General features: G+C 68.6%; 12 protein-coding genes. 6 read left to right on the forward strand and 6 right to left on the reverse strand.

From position 1 onward, the window contains the following. Positions 1 to 94 precede the first annotated feature (94 nt). From CXQ97_RS01315 to CXQ97_RS01325, 3 genes are all read right to left on the reverse strand, one after another. Entirely contained in the window at positions 95 to 1,180 is a 1,086-nt protein-coding gene (locus CXQ97_RS01315) for a hemolysin family protein (RefSeq protein WP_104179038.1), read from the reverse strand. Next, positions 1,177 to 2,619, reverse strand: a complete 1,443-nt coding sequence (locus CXQ97_RS01320) for a hemolysin family protein (protein WP_104179039.1) — start codon at positions 2,617 to 2,619, stop codon at positions 1,177 to 1,179. The genes CXQ97_RS01315 and CXQ97_RS01320 overlap by 4 nt, the downstream gene beginning before the upstream one ends. A 282-nt stretch (positions 2,620 to 2,901) precedes the next feature. After that, complete coding sequence (locus CXQ97_RS01325) at positions 2,902 to 4,353, reverse strand: GuaB1 family IMP dehydrogenase-related protein (RefSeq protein ID WP_104179040.1); 1,452 nt, start codon at positions 4,351 to 4,353, stop codon at positions 2,902 to 2,904. A gap of 247 nt (positions 4,354 to 4,600) precedes the next feature. Here CXQ97_RS01325 and CXQ97_RS01330 point away from each other — a divergent pair, with 247 nt between their 5' ends. The 6 genes from CXQ97_RS01330 to CXQ97_RS01355 all read left to right on the forward strand — a co-directional run bounded on the left by CXQ97_RS01330 (position 4,601) and on the right by CXQ97_RS01355 (position 15,639). Then, positions 4,601 to 8,443: a multifunctional oxoglutarate decarboxylase/oxoglutarate dehydrogenase thiamine pyrophosphate-binding subunit/dihydrolipoyllysine-residue succinyltransferase subunit gene (locus CXQ97_RS01330; protein ID WP_104179041.1), complete on the forward strand. Its 3,843-nt coding sequence runs from the start codon at positions 4,601 to 4,603 to the stop codon at positions 8,441 to 8,443. A 123-nt stretch (positions 8,444 to 8,566) separates the two neighbouring features. Next, positions 8,567 to 9,166, forward strand: coding sequence for a GDSL-type esterase/lipase family protein (locus CXQ97_RS01335; RefSeq protein ID WP_104179042.1), 600 nt, complete (start codon positions 8,567 to 8,569; stop codon positions 9,164 to 9,166). 228 nt (positions 9,167 to 9,394) lie between these two features. After that, positions 9,395 to 11,179, forward strand: a complete 1,785-nt coding sequence (locus CXQ97_RS01340; protein ID WP_104179043.1) for an ABC transporter family substrate-binding protein — start codon at positions 9,395 to 9,397, stop codon at positions 11,177 to 11,179. Positions 11,180 to 11,280: 101 nt separating this feature from the next. After that, the gene (locus tag CXQ97_RS01345; protein ID WP_181034936.1) at positions 11,281 to 12,813 is read left to right on the forward strand and encodes an ABC transporter permease; all 1,533 of its coding nucleotides are present in this window, start codon (positions 11,281 to 11,283) and stop codon (positions 12,811 to 12,813) included. Positions 12,814 to 12,823: 10 nt separating this feature from the next. Beyond that, a complete protein-coding gene (locus CXQ97_RS01350) occupies positions 12,824 to 13,858 on the forward strand; it encodes an ABC transporter permease (RefSeq protein WP_258062117.1) in 1,035 nt (344 codons plus the stop codon). Further along, on the forward strand, positions 13,858 to 15,639 hold the full coding sequence (locus CXQ97_RS01355) for an ABC transporter ATP-binding protein (protein WP_104179044.1): 1,782 nt from the start codon (positions 13,858 to 13,860) through the stop codon (positions 15,637 to 15,639). The genes CXQ97_RS01350 and CXQ97_RS01355 overlap by 1 nt, the downstream gene beginning before the upstream one ends. Before the next feature lie 66 nt (positions 15,640 to 15,705). Here CXQ97_RS01355 and CXQ97_RS01360 read toward each other — a convergent pair whose 3' ends face one another. The 3 genes from CXQ97_RS01360 to CXQ97_RS01370 form a co-directional block, all read right to left on the reverse strand. After that, on the reverse strand, positions 15,706 to 16,671 hold the full coding sequence (locus CXQ97_RS01360; RefSeq protein WP_104179045.1) for a zinc-binding dehydrogenase: 966 nt from the start codon (positions 16,669 to 16,671) through the stop codon (positions 15,706 to 15,708). 328 nt (positions 16,672 to 16,999) lie between these two features. Then, positions 17,000 to 17,260, reverse strand: coding sequence for a mycothiol system anti-sigma-R factor (gene rsrA / locus CXQ97_RS01365; protein WP_104179046.1), 261 nt, complete (start codon positions 17,258 to 17,260; stop codon positions 17,000 to 17,002). Beyond that, the gene (locus CXQ97_RS01370) at positions 17,257 to 17,952 is read right to left on the reverse strand and encodes a sigma-70 family RNA polymerase sigma factor (protein ID WP_181034937.1); all 696 of its coding nucleotides are present in this window, start codon (positions 17,950 to 17,952) and stop codon (positions 17,257 to 17,259) included. Before CXQ97_RS01370 ends, rsrA begins: the two co-directional genes overlap by 4 nt. Between the last annotated feature and the right edge of the window lie 66 nt (positions 17,953 to 18,018).

Here is an 18,018-nt window from a genome sequence, read left to right on the forward strand (position 1 = left end):
ACCTCGATCAGGCTAATGAGAACTGTTTACGTTAGGGGATCGAGCATAGCCCAAACGCGAATGGTTCGCATTCCTACCGGCGCGAGGTCGCCCGTCAACGTACCGGGGCCTCGCCGCCGACACCCCCGCCGGTCCGCCGCACGCCCTGGTTCTGCGTGGCGTCACGGATCTCGCCGATGAGCTGTTCGATCACGTCCTCGAGGAACAGCACACCCCGGGTGGAACCGTCGGGCCCGAGGACGCGCGCCAGATGCGACCCCGTCCGCTGCATCACGGCGAGGGCATCCTCGATCTCGTCCCCGAGCGACAGGTTCACGAGCGTGCGCACCTTGTTCTCCGTGATGGGCCTCCGGTACATGGCCTGCGGCATGGACATGACGTCCTTCAGGTGCATGTACCCGGTCAGGTTCCCCGAATCGTCGACCATCACGAACCGGGAGAACCCGGTGCGGCCGACGGCCCGTTCGAAGTCCTCCGGCGTCGCATCGGTCCGGACGGTGACGAGCTCGCCGAGGGGGATCATCGTCGTCTCGGCCGTCTGGCCGGAGAACTCGAGGGCGCTCGTGATCAGGCCCGACTCGTCGTCCACCAGCCCACTCCTCGTCGACTCCTCGACGATGGACTGCACCTCCTCGAGCGTGTAGGTCGAGGACACCTCGTCCTTCGGCTCCACCTTCAGGGCGCGGAGGATGTGGTTGGCGGCCCAGTTCAGCGTGGAGATGACCGGGTTGACGACCCGCGCGACCATCACGAGCGGCGGGGCCAGGAGGAGCGCCGCCTTGTCGGCCACGGAGACCGAGATGTTCTTGGGCACCATCTCCCCGAAGGTCACGTGCAGGAAGGTCACCAGGACCAGGGCCAGGGCGAACGCGACACCGTCCGCGAGCCCCTCGGGGATGCCGACGGCCTCGAACGGCACGACGAACAGGTGGTGGATCGCGGGCTCGGCCACCTGCAGGATCAGCAGGGAGCAGACCGTGATGCCGAGCTGCGAGCAGGCGAGCATCAGGGACACGTGCTCCATGGCCCAGATGGTGGTCCGCGCCCGTTTCGACCCGGCCTCCGCCAGGGGCTCGATCTGGCTGCGGCGCGCCGACATGATCGCGAACTCCGAGCCGACGAAGAAGGCGTTGCCCATCAGGAGGACGACGAGCCAGGCGATTCCTGCCCAGTCGTTCATCGGTTGTCCTTCCGTACTGCGGTGCTGCCGGCGAGGACCGGACGGGCGGTCGGCCGGGGAACGGTGTGGTGCTGGCCGGTGCCCTGGGGCACCGACTGGTGCTCGGGTACGACCATGTCGTCGTGCCCTTCCTCGCCGGCGGGAATCGGTGCCGGCCGGAAGTGGACGCGGTCGATACGCCGTCCGTCCATGCGTTCCACGGTGAGGGTCCCCGCGGGGACCTCGACCTGGTCGCCCGGCGCCGCGACTCGGCCGAGCTCGGCCATGATGAATCCGGCCACGGTCTCGTACCCGGACTCGTCGGGGACGACGAGGCCGGGGATCTGCATCGTGACCTCGTCGGGCCGCAGGAGGCCGGGGAAGAACCAGTCCCCTGCCGCGCTCTGCAGCACGCCGGGCTTCAGCTTGTCGTGCTCGTCCTTGACCTCGCCGACGATCTCCTCCACGAGGTCCTCGAGCGTGGCGACGCCGGCCGTGCCCCCGTACTCGTCCAGGACGACGGCGAGCTGGAGGTTCGCCTCCCGGAGCTCACTGAGGAGCGAGTCGAGGTGCACGGTCTCGGGCACGCGCAGGACCTCGGTCATGATGGTCCCGGCGGGGAGTTCGGCGCGCTTGTGCCGCGGGACCGCCACGGCCTTCTTGACGTGCACGACGCCGCGTATGTCGTCGGCGGAGTCGCCGATCAGCGGGAACCGGGAGTAGCCCGTGCGGCGCGCCGCCTCGACGACGTCCGCCACGGTCTGGTCGGAGTCGATGACCTCCATGCGGATCCGCGGTGTCATGACGTCGGCAGCCGTGCGATCGGAGAAGCTGAAGGTGCGGGCCAGGAAGTTGGCCGTGCCCTGATCGAGGGTGCCCATCTCGGCGGAGCGGCGTACGAGCGACGAGAGCTCCGACGGTGTCCTCGCGCCCGAGATCTCCTCCTTCGCCTCGAGGCCGAAGATGTTGAGGATCCGGTTCGAGAAGCCGTTCAGCACGATGATGGCCGGCTTGAAGACGGCGGTGAAGACGAGCTGCGGGCGGGCGAGCGTCCGGCCCACCCGGAAGGGCAGTGCGATGGAGAGGTTCTTCGGGACGAGTTCGCCGATGAGCATCGAGAGCAGGGTCGCCAGGACCATCGCGAGGATGATCGACGTGGAGGCGGCCAGCGCCTCCGACAGGCCGAGGCCCGCGAGGGGCGCCTCGAGCAGCCGCCCGACGGAAGGCTCCATGACGTAACCGGTGAGCAGGGTCGTCAGGGTGATACCGAGCTGGCAGCTCGACAGCTGGGTGGAGAGCGACTTCAGGCAGCGCAGCAGCGGCTCGGCCCTCGTGTCGCCCTCGTCCACGGCGCGCTGCACGTAGGTCTGGTCGAGCGCGACGAGCGCGAACTCGACGGCCACGAAGAACCCCGTGCCGAGGACGAGGAGCAGGCCGACGGCCAGGAGGATCCACTCCACCGCTACCTCCCCTCCCCGATCGACGCGGGTCGGGAATGCAGCGGTCCGCGTCTGAGGGGGTCCGCCGCGTCGGCCGGGAGGGGGGCTGCGTCCTGGTCGGACCCGGCATCGGCCGGGCGCTCCGCATCGGTTCCGGGCAGCAGATGGGCAAGAGGAGAGGGGATGCCGGCATCGAGCCGGCCCCTAGAAGGACTGTCCATAAGGATCCCCAGTTTACCGGCTCGGACACACCTGTGCCCGAGGACTTTCTCCGCGGGCGGAACCGCGCCCGAGCGGGAGCGCCTACCAGCTCTGCTGGAGCGGCCGCCCCTCCTCGTACCCGGCCGCCGACTGCACGCCGACGACGGCCCGCTCGCGGAACTCGGCCAGCGAGGCCGCGCCCGCGTAGGTCATGGAGCTGCGGACGCCGGCGGTGATCAGGTCGACGAGGTCCTCCACGCCCGGGCGGGCCGGGTCGAGATACATCTTCGACGTGGAGATGCCCTCCTCGAAGAGGCCCTTGCGTGCACGGGCGAAGACGTCGTCGCGCCGCGTGCGGTTCTGCACGGCGCGCGCCGACGCCATGCCGAAGCTCTCCTTGTAGCGGCGTCCGTCGCTGTCGGCCTGCAGGTCGCCCGGGCTCTCGTAGGTCCCGGCGAACCAGGACCCGATCATGACCTGGCTCGCGCCCGCGGCGAGCGCGAGGGCCACATCGCGCGGGTACCGGACGCCGCCGTCGGCCCACACATGGGCGCCGAGCTCGGCCGCTGCCTGCGCGCACTCGTGCACGGCGGAGAACTGCGGGCGACCCACGGCGGTCATCATGCGCGTGGTGCACATGGCGCCGGGTCCCACGCCGACCTTGACGATGGAGGCGCCGGCCGCGACGAGGTCGCGGACGCCGTCGGCGCTGACGACGTTGCCGGCGACGATCGGGACCCGGGGGTCGAGGCCCCGGACGACGGCCAGCGCGTCCAGCATCTTCCGCTGGTGGCCGTGGGCGGTGTCGACGACGAGGACGTCGACACCGGCGTCGAGCAGGGCGCCGGCCTTCGCCTCGACGTCCCCGTTGATGCCGACCGCCGCGGCGACGCGGAGCCTGCCCGCGGCGTCGACCGCCGGCTCGTAGATCGTGGAGCGGAGCGCGCCCGTCCGGGTGATGACCCCCTGCAGCACGCCGTCCCGCACCACGGGCGCGAGGGCGATGCGGGCCCCGTCGAGGTCCTCGAAGGCCTTCTGCAGTGCGGCGGCCGGGTCGGCGTCGAAGAGCTCCGCCTCGAACGGCGCGGGCGCGGCTCGCATGACGGACTCGAGCGAGGCGAAGCGGTCAACCTCCTCGCAGTCGGCCGCGTTCACCACGCCCACGCAGGCGCCGCCGTCGTCGACGACGAGGATCGCGCCGTGCGCGCGCTTGTGCATCAGGTGGAGGGCGTCGATCACCGTATTGCCCGGGTGGAGCTTGAGCGGCGTCTCGAAGACGGGGTGGCGGTCCTTCACCCACGAGGTGACCTCGGCGATCACCTCGACCGGCACGTCCTGCGGCAGGACGCCGATGCCCCCGCGCCGCGCCATGGTCTCCACCATGCGCCGGCCGGTGACCGCCGTCATGTTCGCGACGACCAGCGGGATGGTGGTGCCCGTCCCGTCGTCGGACGACAGGTCCACGTCGAAGCGGGAGATGACCTCGGAGGCGCTCGGGACGAGGAAGACGTCCGAGTAGGTGAGGTCGGTGGTAGGCGGAGTGATGAAGCGCACGGTTCTCCCTGCGTCGACGGCCGGACGGGCAGCCGGATGGACAGCCGCGAAGAGTCTAGTGCGTCGCCTGCCGAGGGGCACACCGCCCGGCCGCGCGGAGTATCGCACGGCGGCGCCCCGCACGGCACGCCTGATTGGCCGTTGCCTACTCCTGTCACTACACTTGGACAGGGTTCAGACGCGGCTTCCGGCCCGTCGTGCCGCCCGCACCGCGCTCAGGGCAACTTACGGAAGAGGCGTATACCAAGTGCCAGAACAAACCAGCCATCGCCTGCCTGAAGAATTCGGCGGGAACGAGTGGCTTGTTGATGAACTCTACGAGCAGTTCCAGCGGGACCGACACTCGGTCGACAAAAAGTGGTGGGAGCTGTTCGAATCGTTCGACGCGGAGAAGCCGCCGGCCGAGAACGGACGCGGCGCAGCCGGGACGACGGACCGGCCCACCGGTGCTGTCGCGACTCCCGCCGCCCCGCCCGCGGCTCCCGGCAGCAACGGCACGTCCGTGGCGTCGCCGACTCCCCCGACGAAGGAACTGCCGGTCGTGAAGGCCGAGGCCGCCGCGCCGAAGGCATCGGGTGAGAGCCCGGCCAGCACCCAGCAGAACGGCAAGCCCCCCGTGGCGAAGGAGCCGGCGAAGAAGCCGGAGGACAAGCCCGCCGCCAAGCCCATCCCGGCACAGCTGCCCGCCTCGGACCGCAACGCCGAGATGGAGGAGAACAGGGTCAGCGTGCTGCGCGGCCCGGCCAAGGCCATCTCCACCAACATGGAAGCCAGCCTGAGCGTCCCGACCGCGACCAGCGTCCGCGCCATCCCGGCCAAGCTGCTCATCGACAACCGCGTGGTCATCAACAGCAACCTGGCACGCGCCCGCGGCGGCAAGGTCTCCTTCACGCACCTCATCGGCTACGCGATCATCCGGGCCCTCGCCCAGTTCCCGTCGCAGAACGTCTACTACGACGTCGTCGACGGCAAGCCCTCCGCGATCCAGCCGGCCCACGTCAACTTCGGCCTCGCGATCGACATGCCGAAGCCCGACGGCACGCGGTCCCTCGTGGTGCCGAACATCAAGAAGGCCGAGACGATGAACTTCTCGGAGTTCTGGCACGCCTACGAGGACCTCGTGAAGAAGGCCCGCGCCGGCAAGCTCGGCGCGGACGACTACGCCGGCACCACGGTCTCCCTCACGAACCCGGGCGGCATCGGCACGGTCCACTCCGTGCCCCGCCTCTCCAAGGGCCAGGCATGCATCATCGGCGCCGGCGCCCTCGAGTACCCCGCGGAGTTCCAGGGCTCGAGCGAGAAGACCCTCGCCAAGCATGCGATCAGCAAGACCATCACCTTGACCTCCACCTACGACCACCGCGTCATCCAGGGTGCCGGCAGCGGCGAGTTCCTGCGGATCATCCACCAGCTGCTGCTGGGCGAGCAGGGCTTCTACGACGAGATCTTCGAATCGCTGAGGATCCCCTACGAGCCCGTGCGCTGGAGCGCCGACATCCAGGTCGATCCGGTGGACCAGATCAACAAGGTCGCCAGGATCCAGCAGCTCATCCATGCCTACCGCGTCCGCGGTCACCTCATGGCGGACACCAACCCGCTGGAGTACGTCCAGCGCAAGCATGCCGACCTCGACATCCGCACGCACGGGCTCACCCTCTGGGACCTCGACCGCGAATGGCCCACCGGCGGCTTCGGCGGCCAGCCGATGCTCAAGTTCCGCGACATGCTCGGCGTCCTCCGCGACGCCTACTGCCGCACCACCGGCATTGAGTACATGCACCTCCAGGACCCCGTGGAACGCCAGTGGTTCCAGGACGAGCTGGAGCACCCCTACTCCAAGCCGAGCCGCGAGGAGCAGCTGCGCATCCTGCACAAGCTGAATTCCGCCGAGGCCTTCGAGACCTTCCTGCAGACGAAGTTCGTGGGCCAGAAGCGCTTCTCCCTCGAGGGCGGCGAGTCCCTGATCCCGCTGCTCGACGCCGTGATCTCGGGTGCCGCCGACGACGGCCTCGACGAGGTCGCGATCGGCATGGCCCACCGTGGCCGGTTGAACGTGCTCACCAACATCGCCGGCAAGACCTACGCCCAGGTGTTCCGCGAGTTCGAGGGAACGCAGGATCCCCGCTCCGTGCAGGGCTCCGGCGACGTCAAGTACCACCTCGGCACCGAGGGCACCTTCACGTCCGATGCCGGCAACGACACGAAGGTCTACCTCGCGGCCAACCCGTCCCACCTCGAAGCCGTCGATCCCGTGCTCGAGGGCATCGTCCGCGCCAAGCAGGACCTCCTGGACCAGCGCGACACCTTCCCCGTGCTGCCGATCCTCATCCACGGCGATGCCGCCTTCGCCGGCCAGGGCGTCGTGGCGGAGACCATGAACCTCTCCCAGCTGCGGGGATACCGTACCGGCGGCACCATCCACGTCATCGTGAACAACCAGGTGGGCTTCACCACCAGCCCCACGTCGTCGCGCTCCTCGGTGTACTCCACCGACGTCGCGAAGATGGTCCAGGCACCGGTGTTCCACGTCAACGGCGACGACCCGGAGGCCGTCGTCCGCGTGGCCCAGATGGCGTACCAGTTCCGCCAGCGGTTCAACAAGGACGTCGTCATCGACATGGTCTGCTACCGCCGACGCGGCCACAACGAGGGCGACGACCCCTCGATGACGCAGCCCATGATGTACAACCTCATCGAGGCGAAGCGCTCGGTCAGGAAGCTCTACACCGAGGCCCTGATCGGCCGCGGCGACATTACGCAGGAGGAGGCCGAGCAGGCCCTGCGCGACTACCAGGAGCGCCTGGAGCGCGTCTTCGCCGAGACGCACGCGGCGCAGACCTCGCCGATCCCCGTCGTCACGAAGGACCCGCAGGCGGTGTCCGACCTCGAGCGCCCCTACGCGCAGCAGGCGGACGGCGGCGACGGCGAGGCGCCGCAGACGGCGATCAGCGCGGAGACCCTCGCGCACATCGGGGCGGCGCACACCTCGATCCCCGAGGGCTTCACCGTGCACCCGAAGCTCAAGGCCCTGCTCGACAAGCGCGAGCAGATGTCCCGTGAGGGCGGCATCGACTGGGGCTTCGGCGAGATCGCCGCCTTCGGCTCCCTCCTCATGGAGGGTGTGCCCGTGCGGCTCGCCGGCCAGGACTCGCGGCGCGGCACCTTCGTGCAGCGCCACGCGGTGTTCCACGACCGGGCGACCGGCCACGAGTGGCTGCCGCTCGACGACCTCAGCCCGGACCAGGCCCGGTTCTGGGTCTACGACTCGCTGCTCAGCGAATACGCCGCCATGGGCTTCGAGTACGGCTACTCGGTGGAGCGCCCGGACGCGCTCGTGATCTGGGAGGCGCAGTTCGGTGACTTCGTCAATGGTGCGCAGACCATCATCGACGAGTTCATCAGTTCCGCGGAGCAGAAGTGGGGACAGCGCTCCTCGCTGGTGCTGATGCTGCCCCACGGCTACGAGGGCCAGGGCCCGGACCACTCCTCGGCGAGGATCGAGCGCTTCCTGCAGATGTGCGCGGAGAAGAACATGGTCGTCGCCAATCCGAGTTCGGCCGCGTCCCACTTCCACCTCCTGCGCCGGCACGCCTACAACCGGCCGCGGAAGCCGCTCGTCATCTTCACCCCGAAGCAGCTCCTGCGCCTGAAGGCCGCGGCGAGCCCCGTGGAGGAGTTCACGCAGGGCACCTTCCGTCCCGTCATCCCGGACACGCTCGAGACGCCGGGGAACGAGGTCGAGCGCGTGATCCTCGTGTCGGGACGGCTGTACTACGACCTCCTGGCGGCACGCCAGAAGCTCGACGACGGACGGACCGCGATCGTGCGCGTGGAGCAGCTGTACCCGCTCCCCGTCGACGAGATCACGTCCGCCCTCGCCGCCTACGCCGGCGCGGAGATCGTCTGGGCGCAGGACGAGCCGGCCAACCAGGGGCCGTGGCCGTTCATCGGTCTCAACCTGCCGCAGGAACTCGACCGGAGCATCCGCCTGGCATCGCGTCCGGCCTCGGCCTCGACGGCCACGGGATCCGCGAAGAACCACGCAGTGGAGCAGGAACTCCTCATCAAGAAGGCCTTCGGCCGGCAATAGTAAGCTCTCAGTATGATGTCGGGTGGGGCCACAGGCCCCACCCCATGTCTTTAAGGGCACGAAGAGGCGTGAGCCGCTCGCGGCCGCCCTGCTCCATCCGACGACCAGCACACCGAGGGACCAGTGGAACAACGCAGAATCCGGCTAGCAGCAGTGGGCGACGAACTCCTCGCGGGGCTCGGTGATCCCCGCGCACTCGGGTGGTTCGGACGCGTGATGGCCCGGACACGACCGGACAACGCATCGGTGGAGGCCTACAGCCTCCCGGCTCCCGGCGAGGGGACCGAGGCCCTCGCCAACCGCTGGCTGCAGGAGGTCGGCCGCCGGTTCGACGGCGGCTTCGAGAACCGCCTCGTGATCGGTCTCTCGGACCGGGACCTCGACCTCGAGCTGTCCACGGCGAGGAGCCGCCTCAACCTCGCGAACATCCTCGACGGCGCCTCGCAGATGAGCGTGAAAGTGCTCGTCGTCGGCCCTCCCCCCGGCCTCGACGCCGAGCGCAACCGCCGGCTCGCCGATCTCTCGGCCGCCTTCGGGGACGTCACGACACGCCGCAAGCACGTCTTCGTCGACACCTTCACCCCCCTGCTCGCGCACGAGCAGTGGCGCCACGACCTCGCCTCCAACGGCGGCACCCCGGGCCAGGCCGGCTACGGCCTCGTGGCCTGGCTCGTCCTCCACCGCGGATGGTTCCAGTGGCTGGAAGTACCGGCGCCAGAATAAGGCACCGGACGCAGGCCGAGCCCCGGGGACACGCTGTCCCCGGGGCTTTTCCATTGCCCGGAGACCTTATATTTCCCGGAGGTAACAAATGGGTTATCAATGGTTCACTGAGTGTCCGGAGGCAACGATCCTTCGCTATGCTGTCCGAGTGTGATTGCCGTCACTGCAGCAATCCGCCTCGTGGGGCGCCCCTTCGTCCCTCGCGCCAAGCACAGTAAGGACTATTCAATGCGTAATAAGCGCACTACGACGCTCGCCGCACTGTCCATCGGAACGCTCATGCTGAGCGCCTGTGGATCGGCGGGCGGAACGGCCGAGACCCCTGCATCGGAAGGTGCCGCGGAGAACCTGGCGACGACGATCAACATCGCGATCAGCCAGGCGCCCACGGGTTACAACGGCAACACCGCGGCCACGAACTCCGTGTACAACGGCTACGTGGACAACCTGACCTCGGGAGGCTTCGCGGCCTTCACGGCAGCCGGGGAACTGGAGCCCAACACGGACTTCGGCACCTACGAGAAGACCAGCGACGACCCGCTCACGATCAAGTACACCATCGACGAAGATGCTGTCTGGTCCGACGGCGTGCCGATCGACTACGACGACGTCCTGCTCAGCTGGGCCGCACTGTCCGGCACGCACCCGAGCGGCGAGAAGGACCCCGAGACGGGTGCCGAGTCGGATCTCTTCCTGGCGGCCTCCACCAACGGCTTCGCCCAGACGAAGATGATCGAGGGCGAGCCGGGCGACAAGGAGTTCGAGCTCGTGTTCAACGAGCCCTACGCCGACTGGGAAGCGCTCCTCACCCCCGGAACCATCATGCCCGCGCACATCGCCGCGGAGCAGGCGGGACTCTCCCCCGAGGGCGACGGCGCCGAACTCGTCGAGGCCGTCCAGGCCACCGACATCGCCGCCCTGAAGCCTGTCGCCGAGTTCTGGAACTCCGGCTGGGACTACGAGGTGGACCTACCCACCCTCCCGGACACGGCCCTGCTCCCCTCCTCCGGCCCCTACAAGCTGGACAACGCCACCAATGGCACCCTGACGCTCGTCAAGAACGACAAGTACTGGGGCGAGGAGCGCGCCGGCAAGACCGACACCATCGTGTTCAAGACGGTCGTCGACGAGGAGGCCGTCCAGGCGCTCCAGAACGGCGACGTCGACGTCATCGACCCGTCCAGCCCCACCGTCGACACCAAGGCTGCCCTCGAGCAGATCGGCGAGACCGTCACGGTCGACACCGGGACCTCGCTGACCTTCTCGCACATCGACCTCGACCAGCGCCCCGGCGCCGTCTTCGAGGACGTCAAGGTACGCCAGGCCTTCAACGCCTGCGCCCCCCGCGCCGACATGGTGGACAAGTTCGTGACCCCCATCGACCCCGAGGGATCGGTCATGAACCTGCGCGAGTACCAGCCGGGCCAGCCCGACTACGACACCGTTCTCGACGGTGCTCCCGCGGCCCAGGGTGACGGCGCCGCCGACATCGAAGGCGCCAAGGCCCTCCTGGCCGAGGCCGGCAAGACCGAGCCCGTGAAGGTCAGCCTCATGTACGCCTCCACGAGCCAGCTGCGCGCCGACATGGTCGCCCTCGTCAAGGATTCCTGCGACAAGGCCGGTTTCGAGATCATCCCGCAGCCCGAGGCAGAGTGGAGCGCCAAGCTCTCCCAGCCAGGTGCCTGGGACGCCGTCCTGTTCGGCTGGGCCGGCTCCGGCCTGGTCGCCTCCGGCCAGTCGATCTACGTCTCCGGTGGCGAGCAGAACTTCGGTGGATACGCCGATGAGGAGGTAGACCGCCTCTGGACCGAGATCGCTACCACGACGGAAGCGGACAAGGTCCCTGCGCTCAAGACCGAGCTCGAGCAGCGCCTGGCCGAGACCCAGTACAACGTGGTGCTCTACGCCAACGCCGACATCATCGCGCACTCCTCGAAGCTCCAGGGCGTGGAGATGAACCCCACGCAGACCGGCATCACCTGGAACGCCTACAGCTGGACGAAGCAGGCCTGATTGCCTCTTCCGGATCACGCATGAGGACGGGCAGGCCCTCGGGCCTGCCCGTCCCTGTGCCCGGCCGTGTGCCAGCCTGCACCGTTTCCTAGGAGCCCCCCGTGTTCTACTTCATCGCCAAGCGATCCGTCATCTCGTTCTTCATCATGCTCGCAGCGACCACGCTGATGTACTTCCTCACCATCTCCTCGGGGGACCCCTTCGAGGACCTCGGTGAGACCAGCGGTCCGGAGAAGGCAGCCACCATCGCCGCCCGCACCGCCGCCATGAACCTCGATGTCCCGCCGATCCCCCGCTACTTCCTGTGGCTCCAGGACGTCGGCCACTGCCTCGTCCCCGGCGGTATCAGCTGCACCCTGGGCCAGGACCGTACCGGCGCGGCCGTCCTCCCGCAGCTCGAGAACGCGATGGGCTCCACGCTGCGACTGGTCGTCGTGGCGACCGTCCTCGCGCTGGTCCTCGGCGTGGTGGTCGGTATCGTCACGGCCATCCGCCAGTACAGCGTCTTCGACTACTCGGTCACCTTCATCTCCTTCCTGCTGTTCTCGCTCCCCCTGTTCTGGCTCTCGACGCTCCTCAAGCAGTACCTGGCGATCGACCTGAACACGTGGCTGGCGAATCCACAGTTCTCCTATCTCTCGATCGCCCTGATAGGGGTGGTCGCCGGCGTCGTCTGGGCGGTCGTCGTCGGTGGCGACCGCCGGCGCAGGCTGATGGTCTTCGCCGTCGCCGCGGTCGGCACGGCACTCGCCCTGTACCTGCTGCTCGTCACGGGCTGGTTCTCGACGCCCGGCCTGGGTCTCCTCGGGATGCTGGTCTCGGCCGCGGGCATCGCCGTCCTCTGGACGGCCCTGCTCGCCGGTTTCCGGCGTCGTCGCGTGCTGAACGCGGCGCTTGCGGCCGCCGCGGTGAGCTTCGTCGGCTACCTCGCCTCCATCCCGCTGCTCGAGGACCCGAACTGGCTCCTCGTGGTGGCACTCGTCGTGGTGACCGCCGTCGTCGCCTACGTGGTCGCCGGCGCGGTCGGGGGGCCGTTCCGCGCGCAGGCCGCGAAGATCGGCGCCGTGATCGCGGTGTCGGTCGGCCTGCTGATGGTGCTCGACCGCCTCCTGCAGGCGTACCCGACGCTGTCCGCGAAGGCCGGTGGCCGGCCCATCCCCACCACCGGCTCGCAGTCGGCGAACCTCGAGGGCACGTTCTGGGAGATCAACCTCGATTTCGCGCTGCACCTGATCCTGCCCACCATCGCGCTGACGCTGATCTCCTTCGCCACCTACACGCGGTACACCAGGGCCAGCCAGCTCGACGTCATGAACCAGGACTACATCCGCACCGCCCGGGCCAAGGGGCTCAGCGAACGCACCGTCCTCGTCAAGCACGCCTTCCGCAACGCGATGATCCCGATCACGACCCTGATGGCGTTCGACTTCGCGGGTGTCCTCGGCGGCGCTGTCATCACCGAGCAGGTCTTCGGCTGGAACGGCATGGGCAAGATGTTCGTCGACGGCATCGCCAACGTGGATCCGGGGCCCGTCATGGCCTTCTTCCTCGTCGTCGGAACGGCGGCCGTGCTGTTCAACATGCTCGCGGACATCGCCTACGCGTTCCTCGACCCCCGCATCACCCTGAGCTAGGACATCCATCATGAGTAATCACGAGAACCCGCGGGATGATTCCCGCGCGTCCGTCGAGCTGTCGGAGATGACCCTGCAGAGCCAGGACACCGACATCGCGACCGCCGTCCCCACGCGGGACCAGACCGACCGCATCCGGACGACAGAGGCCAAGAGCCAGGGACGCCTCATCAGGGAGCGCTTCTTCCGGCACAAGGGAGCACTGGCCGGGATCGCCCTGCTGGCCCTGATCTTCATCCTCGCCTTCACCTCGATCGGCTTCGCCGGCATCCCCGGCTGGTGGAACAAGGAGTACGACGTCCTCGCGGACCGGTTCAACGAGGGCAAACCCACCCTGACGCTGTGGCCGTTCAGCCTCGGCGAGCACCCCTTCGGCCAGGACGTCCTCGGCCGCGACTACTTCGCCCTGACCATGCGCGGCACGCAGACCTCCCTCATCATCGCGTTCATCGTGGGCCTCGTGGCGATGGTCATCGGCACGACCGTGGGCGCCATCGCGGGGTACTTCCGAGGCTGGACGGAAGCATTCCTCATGCGGATCACCGACGTCGTCATCACCATCCCCACGGTCGTCATCGCAGCCGCGGTCGCCGGTATCGTCGCGCAGTACGGCATCATCCCCTTCGCGCTGTTCCTCGGCGCGGTCACCTGGACAGGCCTTGCCCGGCTCGTGCGCGGCGAGTTCCTGTCGCTGCGCGAGAAGGAGTTCGTGGAGTCCGCGAAATCCGTGGGCGCCAGTTCGGCCCGCATCATCTTCCGGCACATCCTGCCGAACACGGTCGGGGTGATCATCGTCTCGACGACGCTGGCCATCTCCGGTGCGATCCTCCTCGAGACCGCCCTGAGCTACCTGGGCCTCGGTGTCACGGCGCCCGATACCTCCCTCGGCAAGGCCATCAACGACAACCGCTCGGCCCTCACGGTGCGCCCCTGGCTGTTCCTGTGGCCCGGAGCGTTCATCATCGGCATCGCCCTCGCCGTCAACTTCATCGGTGACGGCCTGCGTGACGCGTTCGACCCCAAACAGACAAGGGTGAAGCAGTAATGAGCACCAGTTCCGTCATCATCTCGGACGAGCAAGCACCCATCGGCAACGGCCCCATCCTCGCGGTGAAGAACCTCGGCGTGGAGTTCAACGTCGACAACGAGTGGGTCATGGCCGCCGAGGAGGTCTCCTACGAGATCCACCCCGGCGAGATCCTCGCGATCGTCGGTGAATCAGGATCCGGCAAGAGCATGTCCTCCATGGCCCTGCTCGGCCTCCTCCCCCGCAACGGACGGTCCTCGGGCAGCGCGAAGATGCTCGGCAAGGAGCTGATCGGGGCATCGCAGAACACGCTCCGGCGGGTCCGTGGCAACGAGATCGCGATGATCTTCCAGGAGCCCATGACCGCACTCAACCCGGTGCTCACCGTCGGCGAGCAGATCCGCGAAGCCGTGGAGCAGCACACCGAGCTCTCCCCCGCGCAGGCGAAGAAGCGCGCCGTCGAGCTCCTGCGCATGGTCGAGATCCCCGAGCCGGAGCGCCGCTACGACAGCTTCCCGCACCAGTTCTCGGGCGGCCAGCGCCAGCGTGCCATGATCGCGATCGCCCTCGCCAACGACCCGATGCTGCTCATCGCGGACGAGCCCACCACGGCGCTCGACGTCACCGTGCAGGCCGAGGTCCTCGATCTCCTGCGCAAGCTGAACAAGCGGCTCAACAGCGCGGTGCTCCTCATCACCCACGACATGGGCGTGGTGGCCGACCTCGCCGACCACGTGGTGGTCATGGAGCGCGGACGCATCGTCGAGGCGGCGCCCACGGCGCAGCTCTTCGCGGCCCCGGCCGAGGCCTACACGCAGCAGCTCCTCGGGGCCGTCCCGCACCTGGGATCCAAGGTGGGCGGTGTCCTCACCGACGTCGAACTGGTGGACGGGCACCTGAGCATCCACAGGGAGTACGCGGAGGCGGCGATCCGGGCCCAGGAGACGCGCGCGGCGTCCGGCGTCGTCCCCGCCCTCGAGCTCACGGACGTGGACATCGAGTACCCCGGGCGCTTCCGCCAGCCGGCCTTCAAGGCCGTCTCGGGGGTCTCGTTCACCATCAACCCGGGTGAGGTCCTGGGACTCGTCGGTGAGTCAGGATCGGGCAAGTCGACCATCGCGCGCGCCGTCACCGGCCTGATCAAGACCGCCGGCGGACGGGTCAGCATCGGCGGCACCGACATCACCGCGCTCAGTGCCCGGCAGCTGCTGCCGTTGCGCAAGAAGTTCGCCATCGTGTTCCAGGACCCCGCGGCGTCGCTCAACCCGAGGCTGTCCATCGGCGAGAGCATCGGCGAACCGCTGTTCCTGCACGAGAAGCCGGGACGGGCCGAGCTGGACAAGCGCGTGGCGTCGCTCCTGGAGGACGTCCAGCTACCGGTCGCGTTCCGCAACCGGTACCCGCACGAGCTCTCCGGCGGGCAGCGCCAGCGCGTCGGCATAGCCCGCGCGCTCTCGCTGCGGCCCGACCTCCTCGTCGCGGACGAGCCCACCTCGGCGCTCGATGTCTCCGTGCAGGCGAAGGTCCTGGAACTGCTGCAGGAGCTCCAGCGCGAACGCGGGTTCGCCTGCCTTTTCGTCAGCCACGACCTCGCCGTCGTGGAACTGCTCGCCAGCCACATCGCGGTGCTCAACAAGGGCATCCTCGTGGAGCAGGGCAGCACCGAGCAGATCCTGAAGTACCCCCGCGATCCGTACACGCGCCGCCTGCTCGCGGCGGCGCCGGTGCCGGATCCCGCTCAGCAGTCGCTCCGCCGGGCGCAGCGCTCGGCCCTGATGGCGGCCGGTGCCGTCGACTGACCAGGACGCAGAAGGGGACCCTCCGCACGCGGAGGGTCCCCTTCTGCGTCTCCCGGAGGCCGCTGCTCAGTGGCGGAACACGATCTTCCCGAACACGTCGCCGTCGAGCATGCGCCGGAAGCCCTGCGCGGCGTCGTCGAGAGGCAGGACGGTGTCGATGACGGGCCGGACACCCGTGGCGACGAGGAAGCGCGTGAGCCGCTCGAGTTCCTCGCGGGTGCCCATCGTCGAGCCGAGCACGCGCAGCTGGAGGAAGAACACCCGGTTGAGGTCGGCGGAGGGGGCGGGTCCGCTCGTCGCCCCGCACGTCACCACGGTGCCGCCGGGTACGAGCGACTTCAGGGAATGCGCCCACGTGGCCTCGCCGACGGAGTCGAAGACGACGTCGACGCGCTCGGGCAGGCGGGCGCCGGCGTCGAACGCCTGCTCGGCACCCAGTTCCAGCGCGCGCCCCCGCTTGTCCTCGCTGCGACTCGTGGCCCAGACACGGAAGCCCGCCGCCGCGGCGAGCGCGATGAGCGCGGTGGCGACGCCGCCTCCCGCGCCCTGCACGAGCACCGTGGACCCAGGGGAGGCCGGGGAGACGGTGAACAGCATCCGGTACGCCGTCAGCCAGGCGGTGGGGAGGCAGGCCGCCTCCTCGAAGGACAGCTCCACCGGCTTGGGCACGAGGTTCCGCGCGGGCACCCACACGTAGTCCGCCATGGTGCCCGGGTACCGCTCCGACAGGAGGGAGCGCCGCGGGTCGAGGGTCTCGTCGCCGCGCCAGTCGGGCGACGGGACGACGCCGTGCACGATCACCTCGTTGCCGTCGTCGTCGATCCCTGCCGCATCGCAGCCGAGCACCATGGGCAGGCGGTCCGCCGGCAGCCCGACACCCTTCAGCGACCACAGGTCGTGGTGGTTCAGGCAGGACGCCACGACCCTCACCCTGCGGAAGTCGGCCGGGGCGTCGGGGACCTCGAGGTCCCCGACGGTGAGGCCGGCGAGCGGATCGTCCCCGGACTGGGTGGCTGCGTAGGCGGCGCGCATGCAGGAGCTCCTTCGGTGAGGGATGGTCCCCTCATCCTAGGGGCAGGCCCCACGGCGGTGGCCGGGCTGTTTAGGTGACGCCCACGGCGGTATGGGAGACTGGGGTGCAGTTCTGAACGACTTAGTGCCTGAAGAAGAAGGAGGCAGCCATGAGCAAGCGAGCACGCAAGCGTCGCGACCGGAAGCGTGGTGGCGCGAACCACGGTAAGCGCCCCAACACCTGAGTCCAGGCGTATCGCAGTACAGACGGAAGAACCTCCGGCCCGCAAGGGTACCGGAGGTTCTTCCGTCTGTACTGCCGGTCGCTGCCGGTGCTACCCGGGCGGCGTCAGTGGTCGACGGTCCGCAGGTGGCTGATGCGGTCGAGGATGCTCGCCTTCAGGGTCGACGGCGCCACCTCGGTGCAGGACCGCTTCACGACCGACCGGATGACGCACTCGAGATCGTGCTCCTCCGCGCATTGCGGACATCCGTCCAGGTGGTCCTTGATCTCCACGAGGTCCTGATGGGACAGTGCACCGTCGAGGTACTCGTACAACCGTTCGATCCTCGAGTCGGCGCAGTCGCCCAAACTCCCGCAATCGCTCATTTCCTCATCTCCTGTTCCTTGCCCGCTGCACCTGCTGCGACCGGGGTCTTGGTACCAGCACCACTGGTGGTACCCAGCCCCCGTTCGTGCGCATACTCGGCGAGCAGTTCCCGCAGGAGCTTGCGGCCGCGGTGCAGCCGGGACATGACGGTCCCGATGGGCGTGTTCATGATTTCCGATATTTCCTTGTACGCGAAGCCCTCCACGTCGGAGAAGTACACCGCGAGCCTGAATTCCTCGGGGATGGCCTGCAGGGCGCTCTTCACATCGGAGTCCGGCAGGTGGTCCAGCGCCTCGGCCTCCGCCGAGCGCAGACCCGCCGGGGTGTGCTCGGCCGCCTTCGCGAGCTGCCAGTCCTCGATCGTGTCCGAGTGCGACTGCAGGGGCTCGCGCTGCCTCTTGCGGTAGAGGTTGATGTAGGTATTGGTGAGGATCCGGTACAGCCACGCCTTCAGGTTGGTCCCGGGCTTGTACTGGTGGAACGCGGAGAACGCCTTGGTGTAGGCCTCCTGCACCAGGTCCTCGGCGTCGCTCGGATTCCGTGCCATGCGCATGGCGGCGGAGTAGAGCTGGTCGACGTACTGCATGGCGTCACGCTCGAACCGTGCCTTGCGGTCCGCCTCGGACTCCGTCGACACGTCCAACTCTGCATCTTCGGCCTGACTGCTGCCTGCGGGGGCTGTGGTATTCATCGTGCCAAAGTCTACGCGTCGAACCCGCCGCGGCCCGGTGGGGGCCTCGTGCTTGACCGACGTCGA

It is taken from the genome of Arthrobacter sp. B0490 (genome assembly GCF_002929355.1).
GTDB lineage: Bacteria > Actinomycetota > Actinomycetes > Actinomycetales > Micrococcaceae > Arthrobacter_D.